The organism is Paenochrobactrum pullorum (genome assembly GCF_041929845.1).
In the GTDB taxonomy this organism is placed as follows: Bacteria; Pseudomonadota; Alphaproteobacteria; order Rhizobiales; family Rhizobiaceae; genus Paenochrobactrum; species Paenochrobactrum pullorum.
This window is the reverse complement of record NZ_JBHEEH010000017.1, coordinates 20,531-35,023: the sequence shown is the minus strand read 5'-3', so window position 1 is coordinate 35,023 and position 14,493 is coordinate 20,531. Positions and strand designations below refer to the sequence as shown.

At 46.5% G+C, this 14,493-nt stretch carries 16 protein-coding genes; 3 read left to right on the top strand and 13 right to left on the bottom strand.

All coding sequences use genetic code 11. The annotated features are described in order from the left end of the window. Positions 1 to 23: 23 nt before the first annotated feature. The 3 genes from JNC77_RS15615 to JNC77_RS15605 are packed head-to-tail and all read right to left on the bottom strand — an operon-like array spanning position 24 to position 1,437. Positions 24 to 380, bottom strand: a complete 357-nt coding sequence (locus tag JNC77_RS15615) for an SRPBCC family protein (protein ID WP_374834153.1) — start codon at positions 378 to 380, stop codon at positions 24 to 26. Beyond that, entirely contained in the window at positions 377 to 691 is a 315-nt protein-coding gene (locus JNC77_RS15610; RefSeq protein WP_374834151.1) for an ArsR/SmtB family transcription factor, read from the bottom strand. Before JNC77_RS15610 ends, JNC77_RS15615 begins: the two co-directional genes overlap by 4 nt. Positions 692 to 750: 59 nt before the next feature. Continuing rightward, positions 751 to 1,437, bottom strand: a complete 687-nt coding sequence (locus JNC77_RS15605) for a TetR/AcrR family transcriptional regulator C-terminal domain-containing protein (RefSeq protein ID WP_374834149.1) — start codon at positions 1,435 to 1,437, stop codon at positions 751 to 753. A 129-nt stretch (positions 1,438 to 1,566) separates the two neighbouring features. Here JNC77_RS15605 and JNC77_RS15600 point away from each other — a divergent pair, with 129 nt between their 5' ends. Both JNC77_RS15600 and irrA read left to right on the top strand, forming a co-directional pair. Continuing rightward, complete coding sequence (locus JNC77_RS15600) at positions 1,567 to 2,121, top strand: GNAT family N-acetyltransferase (protein WP_374834147.1); 555 nt, start codon at positions 1,567 to 1,569, stop codon at positions 2,119 to 2,121. A 145-nt stretch (positions 2,122 to 2,266) separates the two neighbouring features. Then, on the top strand, positions 2,267 to 2,734 hold the full coding sequence (irrA, locus tag JNC77_RS15595) for an iron response transcriptional regulator IrrA (protein WP_374834145.1): 468 nt from the start codon (positions 2,267 to 2,269) through the stop codon (positions 2,732 to 2,734). Positions 2,735 to 2,749: 15 nt separating this feature from the next. Here irrA and msrQ read toward each other — a convergent pair whose 3' ends face one another. Both msrQ and msrP read right to left on the bottom strand, forming a co-directional pair. After that, positions 2,750 to 3,370, bottom strand: coding sequence for a protein-methionine-sulfoxide reductase heme-binding subunit MsrQ (gene msrQ / locus JNC77_RS15590; RefSeq protein WP_374834143.1), 621 nt, complete (start codon positions 3,368 to 3,370; stop codon positions 2,750 to 2,752). Continuing rightward, a complete protein-coding gene (gene msrP, locus JNC77_RS15585; protein ID WP_374834141.1) occupies positions 3,370 to 4,317 on the bottom strand; it encodes a protein-methionine-sulfoxide reductase catalytic subunit MsrP in 948 nt (315 codons plus the stop codon). Before msrP ends, msrQ begins: the two co-directional genes overlap by 1 nt. 215 nt (positions 4,318 to 4,532) lie before the next feature. On the opposite strand from msrP, the gene JNC77_RS15580 reads away from it, so the two are divergent. Then, the gene (locus JNC77_RS15580) at positions 4,533 to 5,990 is read left to right on the top strand and encodes a metal-dependent hydrolase family protein (protein WP_374834139.1); all 1,458 of its coding nucleotides are present in this window, start codon (positions 4,533 to 4,535) and stop codon (positions 5,988 to 5,990) included. Positions 5,991 to 6,038: 48 nt separating this feature from the next. On the opposite strand, the gene JNC77_RS15575 is transcribed toward JNC77_RS15580, so the two are convergent. From JNC77_RS15575 to JNC77_RS15540, 8 genes are all read right to left on the bottom strand, one after another. After that, a complete protein-coding gene (locus tag JNC77_RS15575) occupies positions 6,039 to 6,818 on the bottom strand; it encodes a FadR/GntR family transcriptional regulator (RefSeq protein ID WP_374834137.1) in 780 nt (259 codons plus the stop codon). Between the two features lie 11 nt (positions 6,819 to 6,829). After that, the gene (locus JNC77_RS15570; RefSeq protein ID WP_374834135.1) at positions 6,830 to 8,314 is read right to left on the bottom strand and encodes a M81 family metallopeptidase; all 1,485 of its coding nucleotides are present in this window, start codon (positions 8,312 to 8,314) and stop codon (positions 6,830 to 6,832) included. 9 nt (positions 8,315 to 8,323) lie between these two features. Continuing rightward, entirely contained in the window at positions 8,324 to 9,580 is a 1,257-nt protein-coding gene (locus JNC77_RS15565) for a M20 family metallo-hydrolase (RefSeq protein ID WP_374834133.1), read from the bottom strand. A gap of 33 nt (positions 9,581 to 9,613) precedes the next feature. Continuing rightward, positions 9,614 to 10,321 (bottom strand): ABC transporter ATP-binding protein, encoded by a 708-nt coding sequence (locus JNC77_RS15560; protein ID WP_374834131.1) that lies wholly within the window; start codon positions 10,319 to 10,321, stop codon positions 9,614 to 9,616. Then, positions 10,318 to 11,112 (bottom strand): ABC transporter ATP-binding protein, encoded by a 795-nt coding sequence (locus JNC77_RS15555; protein ID WP_374834129.1) that lies wholly within the window; start codon positions 11,110 to 11,112, stop codon positions 10,318 to 10,320. The genes JNC77_RS15560 and JNC77_RS15555 overlap by 4 nt, the downstream gene beginning before the upstream one ends. A 1-nt stretch (position 11,113) precedes the next feature. Further along, positions 11,114 to 12,091, bottom strand: coding sequence for a branched-chain amino acid ABC transporter permease (locus JNC77_RS15550; protein WP_374834127.1), 978 nt, complete (start codon positions 12,089 to 12,091; stop codon positions 11,114 to 11,116). Positions 12,092 to 12,094: 3 nt separating this feature from the next. After that, complete coding sequence (locus JNC77_RS15545) at positions 12,095 to 12,949, bottom strand: branched-chain amino acid ABC transporter permease (protein ID WP_374834125.1); 855 nt, start codon at positions 12,947 to 12,949, stop codon at positions 12,095 to 12,097. Positions 12,950 to 13,024: 75 nt separating this feature from the next. Beyond that, positions 13,025 to 14,233: an ABC transporter substrate-binding protein gene (locus JNC77_RS15540; protein WP_374834123.1), complete on the bottom strand. Its 1,209-nt coding sequence runs from the start codon at positions 14,231 to 14,233 to the stop codon at positions 13,025 to 13,027. Between the last annotated feature and the right edge of the window lie 260 nt (positions 14,234 to 14,493).

Sequence of the window (14,493 nt, the reverse complement as noted above, 5' to 3'; positions counted from 1 at the left end):
CTTTTTTATTGAAAAGAATGCCTTTAGGCAGCCATCATCAATGATGATTGATTATTGTTAGCTGGCTGGGACATCGGGCGGACGCATGTATCTGTCAGTTCATGAATAATCGTCAATAAAGCTTTACCATCGTCTCTAACGGAGATGCGAAATGTAACATGCGATTCCAGAAACGGTGGCGTTTTCTCACGTATTTTATAACAAATCTGTTTCTGCGGGATGAGCGAGCCTGGCTCGGCTTGCTGTTGCGCCAACTCGGGCAGCCATTTGGCACGAAACTCAGCGATAGTCAGTGCCCGCCATAGTTTTTGCGGTGTTGCTTCCAGCTCATATTCAAAAACAAGGGTCTTGCTTTTATCTGCAACGTTTTTCTCGCTCATTGATCCATATCCTTCAGCAACAGCTTCAGATCATCAATTCGTGTCGGCCAATAAGTACGGTATTTATCAAACCATTGCGCTATAAGCGCCAACCCATCCGGATTAACCTCATAATTAACATAACGCCCGACTTTTTCTTCACGAACCAAGCCGGCACTGCGCAATACTGCCAAATGTTGCGACATAGCTGGCTGGCTGATAGCCATCCCCTCTCTTAAAGAGCTGGCATTCATATGTCCGTTCGCCAGCTTTTCAAAAACTGCACGGCGTGTCGGATCAGCAAGTGCTTTAAAAATATCGTTTTCAGTCATACGTAATACATAAGTGAATACTTATGCGATTCGCAAGCAATTATTTTGAACATTAGGTTTTATGCCTTAACAAGAGCGCGAATAATCCAGTTTAATCCTTTGATATAGCTGGCATCCCAGTCGCCTAAATCATAGGCCATTTGCGATGCAAGCAGCGGATATTTTTGCGCTTGAGCCTGCATGAATTCTTTGATCTGCGGGTGTGTATTATCCCCGCCTCCGCTTTGCCATGCAATTTGGGTGACCACCGAGCCGATCATAAAATTCGATAATGCATAGCCTGCCTGAATGACTTCCACTGTATCAAGACCTGAATGCATCAAAGTTCGTCGTAAATATTCAGAGCGTTCCAAGGCATTAGGCCCAATAAAAGGGCGAAAACCGATCAATGCGGGTGCCCAGTGATGGCGCAATAAAACGCGCCGCCATTCATGCATATAGGCAATCAATGTGGCTTGCCAATCCTCGCTTTCGGGTGGATAGCCAATATCGCCTAATACTGCATCAAGTGCAAGTTCCAGCACTTCATCACGGGTTTCTACATACCAATAAAGTGAAGCCGCGCCTGCATTCAAATTTCGGGCTAGCTTGCGCATCGTTAGCCCTGCCAGTCCTTCCTTATTAAGAATTTCCAGGGCGGCATCCAGAATACGCTCTTTTGATAAGGCGGGAACATCGCGCACAGGTTTAGCTGGTTTTAACCAGACAGATTGCCCTGTTTTCACTTTACCTGATTGTTCCGTCATATCGTTACTTCCCTGCTGCTTGACTTTTTTGCCGTGTATATGTTTATTTATCGAACACTGTTCGAGTCAAGCGAATTACGTTTGATACTGATTGAGTAAACTAAATAATCAAAAAGGCAAAAGCTCGGTATGACACGCAATACACCCCAAACATCTTTGTTAGAGCATTTACCAGTCAGCAATGGGCAGGTTATTTTACGCGCAATGAAACAAGATGATGCTCACGCTTATGCCGCCGGCACTGCGGATGCTGCGGTTAAACAATTTGGCCATTTACCGCTTGAACATTACACACCCGCTATTATGAGCGAAATGATTGTTGGCGCTATCGCTGATGGCTTGCGCAGTGGGGAACTGGCAGTCTTAACAATTGCTGACGCTGAAACTGATCGATTTGTCGGTAGTCTGGTCTTGTTTGATTTTACCGATCAAGATGCCGAAATTGGTTATTGGGTCGGGCCTGATTTCAGAGGTCGCAATATTGCTTATCAGGCATTGATGTTGGCAACGGACTATGCTCGCGCATTAGGATTTCAACAATTGCGAGCCAGAACTGTAATAGACAATCCGGCATCGGCGCATGTTTTATATAAAGCCCGTTTTCTACAAACTGGTTTGCCTGAGGCGGAAACTGCCCCTTCCGGCAAGACAGAGCTCGTTCTTAAATTTATTTTAAAACTATAATCCTGATATAGCCATTTAATCAAATGCAGTTGCAAATCAATTGCAAATATATTGACCAAAATTTATTTTCGCCTATTGTGGTGATTAGCTTTGTATTTTTAAAAATCAAAGCCGATCACTCAATTGCAAAATATCGGATTATCACATGCTTTTCATACCTGAGGAAACCCGCAAACGATTTTTATCATCAGATAAAACAGAAGATTTGCGTGCGCTGGAAATTTCTGCACGCCTCAGAAAAGTGGGTTTACGCCCGACAAAGCAGCGCCTGAATATTGGTAAATTGCTTTTCGGCGCTACACACCGCCACATCACAGCAGATGATTTATTTCAGGAGATTCAAACAACAGGCCAAAATTTATCCCTAGCGACAATCTACAATACGCTTCATCACTTTAGTGAGGCAGGTTTGTTGCGCCGCATCTGTACAGGCAGTGAACGGGTCTATTTTGATACGGATACCGGTGATCACCATCATTTTTATGTGCAGGATGAAGACCGCATTGTCGATGCACCTGCCGGCGATACGATTATTAATCGTCTGCCGGAAGCACCGGCTGGTTATGAGATTGCAAAAGTGGATGTTGTCATCCATCTCAAGCCCAAGCAATAAGCAATTTCATTAAATTTATTGCATATTGCGGCGTTTTTTTATGAAAAGTCGACGAATACGATATAATAATAACAAGATGATCAGGCTGATGTAAAAATAATGATTAAGGCTCAGCACTTTAGCTGATAAAGAAAAGTGCAATAACACCAATATTGCAACGACATAAATCAGCCGGTGTAACCACAACCATTTGCGCCCCATTTTGCGGATGGCAAAATTGTTGGATGTCAGTGCTAATGGCACGAGCAGAATGAACGAGATCATGCCGAACATGATGAATGGCCGTTTCATCACATCATCCCATAAAGTTGAAAAATCCATTGCCTGATCAAGCAGCAGATAGACTGCCAGATGCATGAGAGCATAATAAAAACTCAACAAGCCAAGAGCGCGGCGGTAACGAACAAAATTCCAACCAACCACATCACGCAGCGGCGATATTACCAAAGTCAAAATTAAAAATCGTAAAGCCCAAAGACCAAGCGCTTGTTCAAAGGTCTTGACTGGATCAGCCCCCAGCTGATTGACTGCCCCTAAATAAAAATACCAGATCGCTGGTATCATTCCCATCAAGTAAATCGCCAAATTAACAACCGGCTGGTATTTTTTAACGCTATGAAAAGATATCTGTCGCATCAAAAATGCGCTTTCAAATCCATGCCCGCATAAAGACCTGCCACCTCATCGGCATAACCATTAAAGGGAAGTGTCGGCCGGCGATTGGAGCTAAAAAAACCACCTTCGCCAATTCTGCGTTCCGTTGCTTGGCTCCAGCGCGGATGATCGATGTTTGGATTAACATTGGCGTAAAAACCATATTCCAGCGGATTGGCAATCTGCCAGGTATTTTTAGGTTCCTGATCTGTTAATGTGATCCGCGTAATCGATTTAATACCTTTAAAACCGTATTTCCATGGCACGACAAGACGAAGCGGTGCGCCATTTTGATTTAGCAATGTTTCGCCATAAAGACCAACTGCCAGCAATGTCAGCGGATGCATAGCTTCATCGAGACGCAAGCCCTCCACATATGGCCAGTCGAGTGCTTGAAAAAAACCTTTTTGCCCCGGCATTTCATCAGGACGAACAACCGTTTCAAATTGCACATATTTTGCTCTACCCAATGGCTCAACCTTTTTGAGTAATGCAGACAAAGGAAAACCATCCCACGGAATAACCATCGACCACGCCTCAACACAGCGCATCCGGTAGATACGGTTTTCGATGGTCAGTTCTTTCATCAAGCTATCGAGATCAAATTGGACCGGCTTTTTAACCATTCCATCAATTGTCAACGTCCACGGTAGCGGCTTGAAATTGCCGGAAAGTTTTGATGGATCATCCTTGGCCATGCCAAATTCGTAAAAATTATTATAAGTAGTAACATCCTTGAAAGCTGTAAGCTTTTCGTCTGTTTTATACGCGCTGGCAATCGTATTAAGTGCTGCCGCTCCGGCATTCATCGTACCGCTGAGTGATGTTAAACCAATTGCCGCCAGTTTTAAAAACTCCCGGCGCTGATTATAAACACGCTGTGGTGTTATCTGAGATGACGGAATTTTAGGCGGATGATAAGTTGCCATTTGTATTTCCCAAAGCAATTGATAAATATTAAACAATAAGTATTTTAAGTTACAATTTTGAACAAATTAGGTCAAAAACCCATCTTCATCATAAAACGAAAATATATCATGGCTAGTTGCTTGCCGTATATTAAAAATATTTTGAAATTACATATTCCAGCCCGACGATCTTATGCTACAAAAATAACAGATCATTCAAAAGGTTGAGGTTTCCTATGATTGTCGGATTAGGTGCGCGTTATCAAAATTATGCCCATGGCTTTGGTTGTCTGTGCCACAGTAATATCATCATGGAATTGACCGATCGAGTTAGCCAGTCGATCTCAAGATGTTCTGTTTTGCATGGTCTTATGGCAACTATGGCAGCCGTTGGAGTTGGCAGCAGTTCTGCCTTAGCCGCAGAAAATGTGGACCAGCCAACGGTGCTAAAGAATATCCGTATCTTTAATGGTCGAGATGCCAAACTTATCGAAGGCAAAAGCCTCCTTATCGTCAAAAATCGTATTGAAAATTTCATTGCTGCCAATGAAAGTATTGAGAATGCAAAAATAATTGACGGCGGCAATCGTGTTCTCATGCCCGGCATGATTGATGCCCATTGGCACAGTATTCTGGCAGCCATTCCGCAGATGGTCGCGATGACATCTGATGTGGCTTACATCCATCTGGTTGCAGCGCAAGAAGCGCAAAGAACATTGATGCGCGGCTTCACCACCATTCGAGATGTTGGTGGCCCTTCTTTTGCGCTGAAACGTGCGATCGATGAAGGCCGCATCGTAGGCCCGCGTATTTATCCGTCCGGCGCGATGATTTCGCAAACATCCGGCCACGGCGATTTCCGTTTGCGCACCGACGTTCCGCGCCATAGCAGCAATGATTTAAGCCTTTCAGAAGCAGCCGGCATTGCGGCTATTGCAGATGGCGAGGCAGAAGTACTGCGTCGTGTGCGCGAGCAATTAATGCTGGGGGCCAGTCAGATTAAAATTTTGGTTGGTGGTGGTGTTGCCTCGACCTATGACCCTTTTGATTCAATCCAGTTCACGGAAGCCGAAATCCGCGCAGCCGTTGCTGCAGCCTCCGATTGGGGTACTTATGTGTGCTCTCATGTCTACACATCTGCGGGTATCCAGCGTGCGCTTGCTTGTGGAGTGAAGTCGATTGAGCATGGCCAGCTTGCAGATGAAGAAACCGTCAAACAAATTGCTGATGCCGGTGCATGGTGGAGCTTACAGCCGTTTTTGGCTGATGAAGATTCCAATGTGTATCCAACCCAAATTCAACGCGACCAACAAAAAATGGTGGCTCAAGGCACAATGCGCGCTTTTGATCTGGGACAAAAATATAATGTAAAAATGGCATGGGGAACGGATATTCTGTTTAACCCAAAAGGAACTCTCACCCAAGGCAAACAACTAGCAAAAATTGCCCGCTGGTTTGATAATGCCGATGTCTTGAAAATGGCAACCCATACCAATGCGCAATTATTGGCAATGTCAGGCCCGCGCAACCCTTATGCATTGCCTATCGGTGTGATTGAAGCCGGTGCGGCTGCGGATATGCTGCTGGTGGACGGCAACCCGCTGGAAGACATCAATCTCATTGCCAATCCGGACAAAAACTTCAAACTGATTATGAAAGATGGTCAGGTTTATAAAAACGAACTAAATACTTAGTTCGTTCAAAACTTTAAAAAAGCCGTGTAAATCGCGGCTTTTTTTGTTTTATCCCGAGGTGCGGCTCAGCAAATCGCTGTTAAAAGCAGCATCGAGCCGGCACATAAAATCTTCGGCACAACACATATGTTCTTTCATAATATGCACAACAGCATCTCTGTCCTGCCGCTTGAAAGCTTCAACCAGTGCAATATGGCTTTCCACATTATGATCACCAAACTGCTCATGCTCGGTAAGGCTTGGCGAGCGAAAACTCACCAGATCACGCAACAGACTGTTGAGAAAACGGCAGATGAAAATCAACAGTGGATTGTCGGAAGCATCACACAGTATATCATGGAACTCCGTTTCCGCCGTGCGCCCTACAGCGCGATCGCCGTCACGGTTGGCTTCCACGCAAATCGCAATATTCTTTTCCAGTTTGCGATAATCTGCATCCGTCAATTTGCCGACAACGCTCAGCGCCAGCGCCACTTCAATGGATTTGCGAACTTCATAAACATTTTGAAACGTCAGTGTCTGAAAATGCATATATTGACGCAATTGCTGAATAGCAATTTCAAGCGATGCCGGTTGAATTTCCGGCCCCCCGTTGGGGCCGGATTGCATGGCAATCAAGCCTTCAACTTCCAAAGCTTTCAGCGCTTCTCTGATCGTGCCTTTGGCACAACCGTAATGCTCCATTAATGCTTTTTCGTGCGGCAAGCGATCACCGGGAACCATTTTTTCACGCGCGATTGTGCGTCGTAAATCTTCGGCTATCTGATCAGAAAGTTTAATTCGCTTGAACTTAACCGTCTTATCATTTTTGCCTGACACTTGATCCATATTTCATCCTGTCACTGCCAGACGCTCTCATTATCTAACGGATAAATCGGCCTTGCTAATTTCTTAAACGAAAACAATTGGTAATTAGAACTTGTTACGCCACCGCTCGCACATTCAACAACAGCCAGAGCCTGAGGTTCGAATACCGGACGGCAATACATGCGCGACTTTAATATCAGGTAATCGCATTGCAAAGGGTCAATATTGGCGCAGTTGAAAACGCCTAAATCCCAAGGCTCATGCGGCATTTCTGTAATCAGAATAATTGCTGCATTGGTCTTAAATGCAACAGCACGTCCCATATGGCACAATTGACCGGTATAGATCGGGCCAGAAACGACATAATCACCGTCACTTAGCGCGGTTACTGTACCGGTTAATTTAAGTGGTGGTTGAGGTGCAACAAAATCATCTGCGACGATCTTATTGCCAAGTTCAATGGTCACTTCGGCCCCGACACCAGCTGCAAATAATTGCTCGACTACCTCAGGATCGCTAAAAGGACCAGCAATTATATTTTTCAGCTCTGCCTGAATGGACGTCTGCAACACATCCATATTATCGCAAGTGCCGCCGGACATGCAATTATCACCATGATCGAGCATCAGCACATAACCTTTGTTGTGTTTCTGACGCTCAGCCTTTGCTTCGCTCACAGATATTTCCAGCGGCGTTTCGGTATACAAAAAATCGTCACGACGTTGCCATGCCACTTGTGCCACTTCAGCGGCAACATTCTTAGCCAGAGCATCACTATCTGCCACCACAACGATTGAAAGGCCGGTTTCTTTCAAGTCGGCAATCGGGAAACCACCAAAAACTGAAACCGCATGGATGCCTTCGCGCTTTTCTACCTCCTTTGCCAAATTTATGATATCCGTCATAGCACAATCTTCATTGGTATTCATACGCAATGTCGCGGCAAGCATTGGTGGATGGTTAAACGCCTGTTTCGGCTGCAAACCATCATCGAATATCTTGTCGATGATACGGGTGACGTGCTCGCCTGTCGCATACATATCGATATGCGGATAGGTTTTAAAACCAACGATGCAATCGCAATTATCCAAAATATCCTGCGTAATATTACCATGCAGATCGAGCGCCACACCGATTGGTGTAGTTGGTGCAATAGCTCTCACACGGCGTAACAACTCCCCTTCACCGTCATCAAATGAGCGCGTGACCATCGCACCATGCAGATCAAGCAGAATAAGATCGCACCCCTTGGTAACCCCATCAGTGATGGCAGCGGCGAGGCGTTCAAACGCTTCGTCTTCAACCGGGCCGCTTGGATTGGCCGTTGCCGCCAATGGCACGATAATCTCTGCATTTTTGGCCAAAGCATAAGCATAGAAGGCACCCAATGCCGTATTAGAGCCATCGGCAAACTTTGCAGCGTCATCACCATAATGCGGATTGAAGGACTGTAAATTTGTAACTACAGGAGAAAAACTATTGGTCTCGTGGTTAAGACGAGCAATCAAAATGCGCATTATTTATCCTCAAACTGCACTCTGCTGTTCTGCAACCTTGCGGTCATAATAAAGCACAGCATCAAGCAGCACTTGTACACCGGCAGTGCATTCCGACAAACTGGTAGCTTCGGCTTCATTGTGGCTCAAACCGCCCTCGCTCGGCACGAAAATCATAGTCGTCGGCACGATTGTCGCCGTATGCGCTGCATCATGTCCAGCGCCAGAAATGAGATCCATATTGCTATAACCATGCTTGTCAGCCGCACGACGAACCGCTTCAATACAATCAGCATCGAATACAACCGCATCAGTTTTTGAAATACATTTCAGCGAGCCGGTCAGACCGATCTGTTCTTTCTGCGTTTCAAACATTTCAAATATACGAGCTTCCATTTCATCGAGTACCGCATCATCCGGATGGCGAATATCGACGGTGAAATGCACCTCGCCCGGAATAACATTGGTTGAATTTGGCGTAATTTCCATAAAGCCGATGGTACCCACTGCATGCGGTGCATGGGTGTGTGCCAGATCATCAATATAAGAAATCAAACGCGAAACACCGAGCAAAGCATTGCGACGCATGGACATCGGGGTAGAGCCGGTATGAGCCGCACAACCAAACAGGCGGCCTTCATACCAACGCATGCCCTGTACGCCCTGAACAACACCGATCAGCTTTTCTTCTGCCTCCAGAATAGGCCCTTGCTCGATGTGGAGTTCAAACATAGCGCCAAATGCTGTTTCTTGCTTTGTTGCTTCGCCACGATAGCCAATATCATCCAAAGCGTTGCCAAACTTCACGCCTTCAACATCTTCACGATTATCGGCATAATCACGGCTGTAAACACCAGCATAAACCCCAGAACCAAGCATGGCAGGCGAAAATCTGGAACCTTCTTCATTGGTCCAGTTGACCAACATTAATGGCGCTTCGGTGACATAGCCACTCTGATCCAATGTGCGCAGAACTTCCAAACCACCCAAAACACCCAAGATACCATCGAATTTGCCGCCGGTCGGCTGCGTATCCAGATGGCTGCCCATCGCGATAGGAGCAAGTGTATTATTACGCCCTTCACGCAGTGCAAACATATTACCAACTTCGTCAACTTTAACGCTCATGCCAAGTTCTTCACATTGGGCTGTCAGCCAATCTCGGACATTTTTATCATGCTCGGTGAGCGTTAATCGTGCTACACCGCCATTTGGAAGACCGCCCATTTTGGCGGTTTCCATCAGGATGTTCCATAAGCGGTTTTCATCGACAATCATATTAGACATAGAAAGTGTGCCTCCTTCGGCAAACACGGCATGTTAATTCGCTTTCACACCTAAATAGCGGTCGCGTGCATCGGTATCGGCAATAAATTCCTGTGCAGTTCCGTGATAAACAATACGTCCCAGCTCCAGAATATAGTGGCGGTCGGCCAATGCCGTACAAACCGCCAAATTCTGTTCAACAAGCAAAATAGGTACGCCTGCAGCACGGATTTTCTGGATCTGGCTGACGATTTCCTCAACGATGACAGGTGCCAAACCTTCGACCGGCTCATCCAGCATCAAGAGCTTGGGATTATTGAGCAGCGCACGCGCAATCGAGAGCATCTGCTGCTCACCACCCGACAGCTGACTGCCACCATTTTTCCGACGCTCCTCAAGGCGCGGGAAAATCTGATAAATATCGGCCATCGACCAGGGTGAATTTTTACGCTGGGAAATCTGAAGATTTTCTTCAACGCTCAGCATGCTGAAAATGCCGCGATCTTCCGGCACCAATGCCAAGCCTTGCTGCGAAACCTTATAGGCAGGCAAGCCTGCCATGTTTTTTCCGCCCAGCGTGATCTTGCCTTTGGCTGGTGTCAGCAAGCCACTGATCGATTTCAGCGTCGAGCTTTTACCAGCACCATTGCGGCCAAGAAGCGTGACAATTTCCCCCTCATTCACTTCCAGCGAGACGCCTTGAATGATGTGGCTTTTGCCGTAGTAACTATGAATATTATCTACCTGAAGAAAAGCACTCATGCGATATCTCCCGTGATCATATTGCCAAGATAAGCACGTTGCACTTCCGGATCGTCGCGCACAAATGCCGGTGGGCCTTCAACCAGTTTGCGCCCTGCCCTCATTACCGTCACGGTATCGCTGATATTCATTACAATGCCCATATTATGCTCGATAAACAGCACAGTATGATCGCGGCCTAAATCTTTGATCAGCCGCTTCATATCTTCAATATCATCAATCCCCATGCCGGATGTCGGTTCGTCCATCAGGATAACAAGCGGCTTGGAGGCCATTGCCATGCCGACTTCCAAACGCCTTTGCTGGCCGTGGGAAAGTTCACCAGCCGCACGCGAACGCACATGAGTGAGGTTCAAACGCTCCATCACATATTCTGCGGTTTCGCGTGTTTCCACATTGCTATCGGCACTGCGCCATGGTGCCAGCGCAGCCCAAGGCGTTTTGCCCTGCGCTGCAAGACGCAAATTTTCATAGACATCCAGCGTCGGGAAAAGACTGGTCACCTGAAAAGAACGGGCAACGCCAAGCTGTACGCGCTCTTCGGCAGATGCTGGCGTAATATTTTTCCCGTAAAGATGGATTGAGCCTGAAGAGGCCTTCACACGTCCGGTCAGAGCATGAAAGAGGGTCGTTTTACCAGCACCATTTGGGCCGATGATCGAATGCACACTATTGGCTTTGATCGACAGATCAACATCCGCCAGAGCCACGAATTTACCGTAAGTGATGCCAACGCCTTTTGTTTCAAGAGCTACTTGAGTGGCAGAGTTTGGTTGATGCATTGCACTCATGTCACTTCTCCTCGCCTGCATCTGTTTTTTTTGCGCTTTCCTCTTTTGAAGTGAGTGCCGCCACTAATTTTTCCAACAGACCCCAGAGTCCTTTTTGTGCAAAAAGCGAAACAACGATCAGTGCCAATCCCAACAACAGCAGCCAGCGCGGCCAGATCACCGAAAGCCAATCAGCCAAGAGCAGATAGCTTGCGGCACCAATAACGGAAGCAATCAGACTGGTACTGCCGCCGATAATGGTCATAATCAGGATCATTTCGCTGGTGTGGTGTTCAATGCTTGTCAGTGGTGCGACACCAATCAACATCGCATGCAATGCGCCTGCCAATGCAGTGACCGCGCCGGAGATGGCAAAAGCTGCCACTTTAAACGCTTTGATCGGGAAACCAACCGCAATGGCGCGTTCTTCGTTTTCACGAATGGCAATCAGCGTACGGCCGAAAGTGGATTGAATTGCACGTAAAAGAAGAGCAAAAACCACGAGGAAGATAATCGCGACATAGGTGTAATATGACCATGTCGATGAAAGCACAGTTCCGCCAAAGCTTGGGCGCGGTACATCCAGAAGACCGTTATCACCACCGGTAATATCGCTGAAAGTATAAGCGAGGAAGAAAAACAACTGTGAGAAGGCGAGCGTCAGCATTACAAAGTAAACACCTTGTCTGCGAATGGCAAACCAACCGACCAAAGTGGCCAAGGCTGCACCACTCACTATTGCTATCGGCAACATAACGCCTACCGGAAGGCCGGTGCGGGTGAGCAAGATACCGGCGATATAACTACCGGAACCAAAGAAAATCCCCTGCCCAAAGGATAAAAGGCCGGTATAGCCAAGCAGCAAGTTACAAGCTGTTACAGCAAGCGCAAAAATCAGGATTTCCGTTGCGAGAATACCGGATTTCATAAAGATCGGCATGATCAGAACAGCCGCAACGGCCAGTAAAAACTGAAAATAAGGATTGTTCAGGGTTTTCATGATTTATGCTCTCCCGAACAGGCCGCGCGGCATTGAAATAATAACCAGTGCCATACCGACATAAATGATCAGACGCGCACCTTCCGGCCAGATCGTAGCCATCAAACTTTGCAACACGCCAACCAGAATACCGGCAACCAAGGCACCGGTATAACTGCCCATACCGCCAATCACGACCACAACGAAGGCGATGCCAAGAGCATCAATACCCATGAACGGTTCAACACCGCGAATTGGAGCCACAAGCGCACCGGCAAGCCCGGCAAGACCGGCACCGAGTGCAAAAATAGCGGTATTGATGCGCAATGTATTATAACCAAGCAGCGCCATATTATCGGAGGATTCCGAACCGGCGCGTACGATCGCGCCAAGGCGTGTACCCTCAAGCAACCACCACAACAGGGCCGCGAGAATAGCTGTAAAGACAATCACAAAAATACGATATTGCGGGTAAATAAAATCACCCCAGATGAAGACACCGCTTAATGCAGCCGGTGCAGAAACACTGCCGCCCAAAGGCCCCCAAATGATGATGACAAATTCCTGAATGGCTAGCGCCATTCCAACAGTCACCAGAATATGGAATGTATGTGGCAGTTTATAAATACGGCGCAGCAATAATGCTTCAGTTATTGCTGCCAGTGCTGCCACAATCACTGTTGCAACGGGCATTGCTACCCAGAAACTGAAACCGCGTTCAACCAGATCATAAGCCAGATAAGCGCCCAACAGATAAAATGCACCATGGGCAAAGTTTACAAACTGCAATAGTCCGAAAATAACGCTAAGTCCGACGGCGAGCAGGAAGTAAAGCATCCCCAACCCGATGCCGTTCAGCATCTGGAATAAATAAATCACCAGAATTCTCCTGATAATGAATAAAGCCGGGCGGGCAATATATCTGCCCGCACCTTATTAATCTTGCAAAAGGCATCAGCCCATTTTGCAACCGGCAGCTTCCGGGTCGAGGAATGATTTACCCGCTGACACAACATCAGCATAATCAACCTTATCCTTCATTGCGGATTTGGCTTTACCTTTCAGAAGGTAATAATCTTTGATGACCTGATGATCGCCGCCACGAATAAGTTCTTCACCGGTAAGACCGGCATATTTCATATCGTTCAACACTTTTGCAATGGCTTCACCATCGGTGCTGCCAGCCTGCACAGCTGCATCGATCAACAATTTGGTCATCAAATATGAGCCGGCCAGCGAATAGTTCGGTGTCTCGCCATATTTGGCCTGGGTCAGAGTAGCCAATTCATTATTGGCAGGTGCATCCACACCATGCCAATATTGTGCGCCGAAATAAACGTCTTCGCTTAAATCAGGGCCCAAACCTTCAAATTGCTCAAGACCGGACGCCCATGCGACCACAATTTTCATACGATCTTTAAGGCCGAAGCTGATGGCTTGGCGCAATGTATCAGAAGATTGCGCACCGAAATTCAAAATCAGCAATGCATCCGGTTTGGCCGCAATCGCATTGGTCAGATAACCACTGAATTCTTTTTCTGTCAGAGAATGATAGCTGTTGCCGACATGCTCCGCGCCTTTTTCTTTAAAGACGTTTTTAGCTGCATTAAGCAGACCGTCACCAAACACATATTGTGGGGTGATGGTGTACCAACGCTTCACTTCCGGCATTTGTTCGATGATCGGACGCACCGTCTGTTCAATCGCACCAAATGTCGGCACGCTCCAGCGATAAGTACCGGCATTGCAATCCACGCCTGTCAGTTCATCCGCGCCGGCTGTGGTAAAGAAAGTTGCTTTCGCCTTCGTAGCCTCTTTGCCCATGGCAAGTGATTCAGAAGACAAAATACCACCGGCAAACAGTTTGATCCCATTTTGCTCGATCGCATCCTGCATTTTACGAACAGCAGTGGCAGGTTTGCCTTCTGTGTCCATATCGAATGTTTTAACTTTGATACCGTGCTTCTTTTCTGCCTCTTCTGCCGCAATAATAGCGCCCATTGAAGCGTATTTTCCGTTAGCCGCAAAAGGACCGGAAATAGGCACAGGAATACCAATATTTAATGTATCCGTCGCTGCCCATGCGCTGCGAATAAGACCTGGCATAGCCAGTGTGGTTCCAGCCAAAGCAGAATAGGTCAAGAATTGACGTCTTGATATCATACCAAATTGTTCCCTTTTATAGCATCTCTTTAGTAGAGATCGTTATAACTATACGCATAGATTATACAGGCTGTCTATAGGGAGAAATCAGAGGTTGCACAATTGGCGTAAGTAATTGAATAAACTACCTTTATTCAATTAAAATCGTATAATTTTGACGGGTCATACGATAAATTTTTTGTGTTATTTATTTCTATTTAAATGAGATTCTTTTCATTTTAATAAATACTAAAATAATGCTGGCGCAGTTATATAAATAT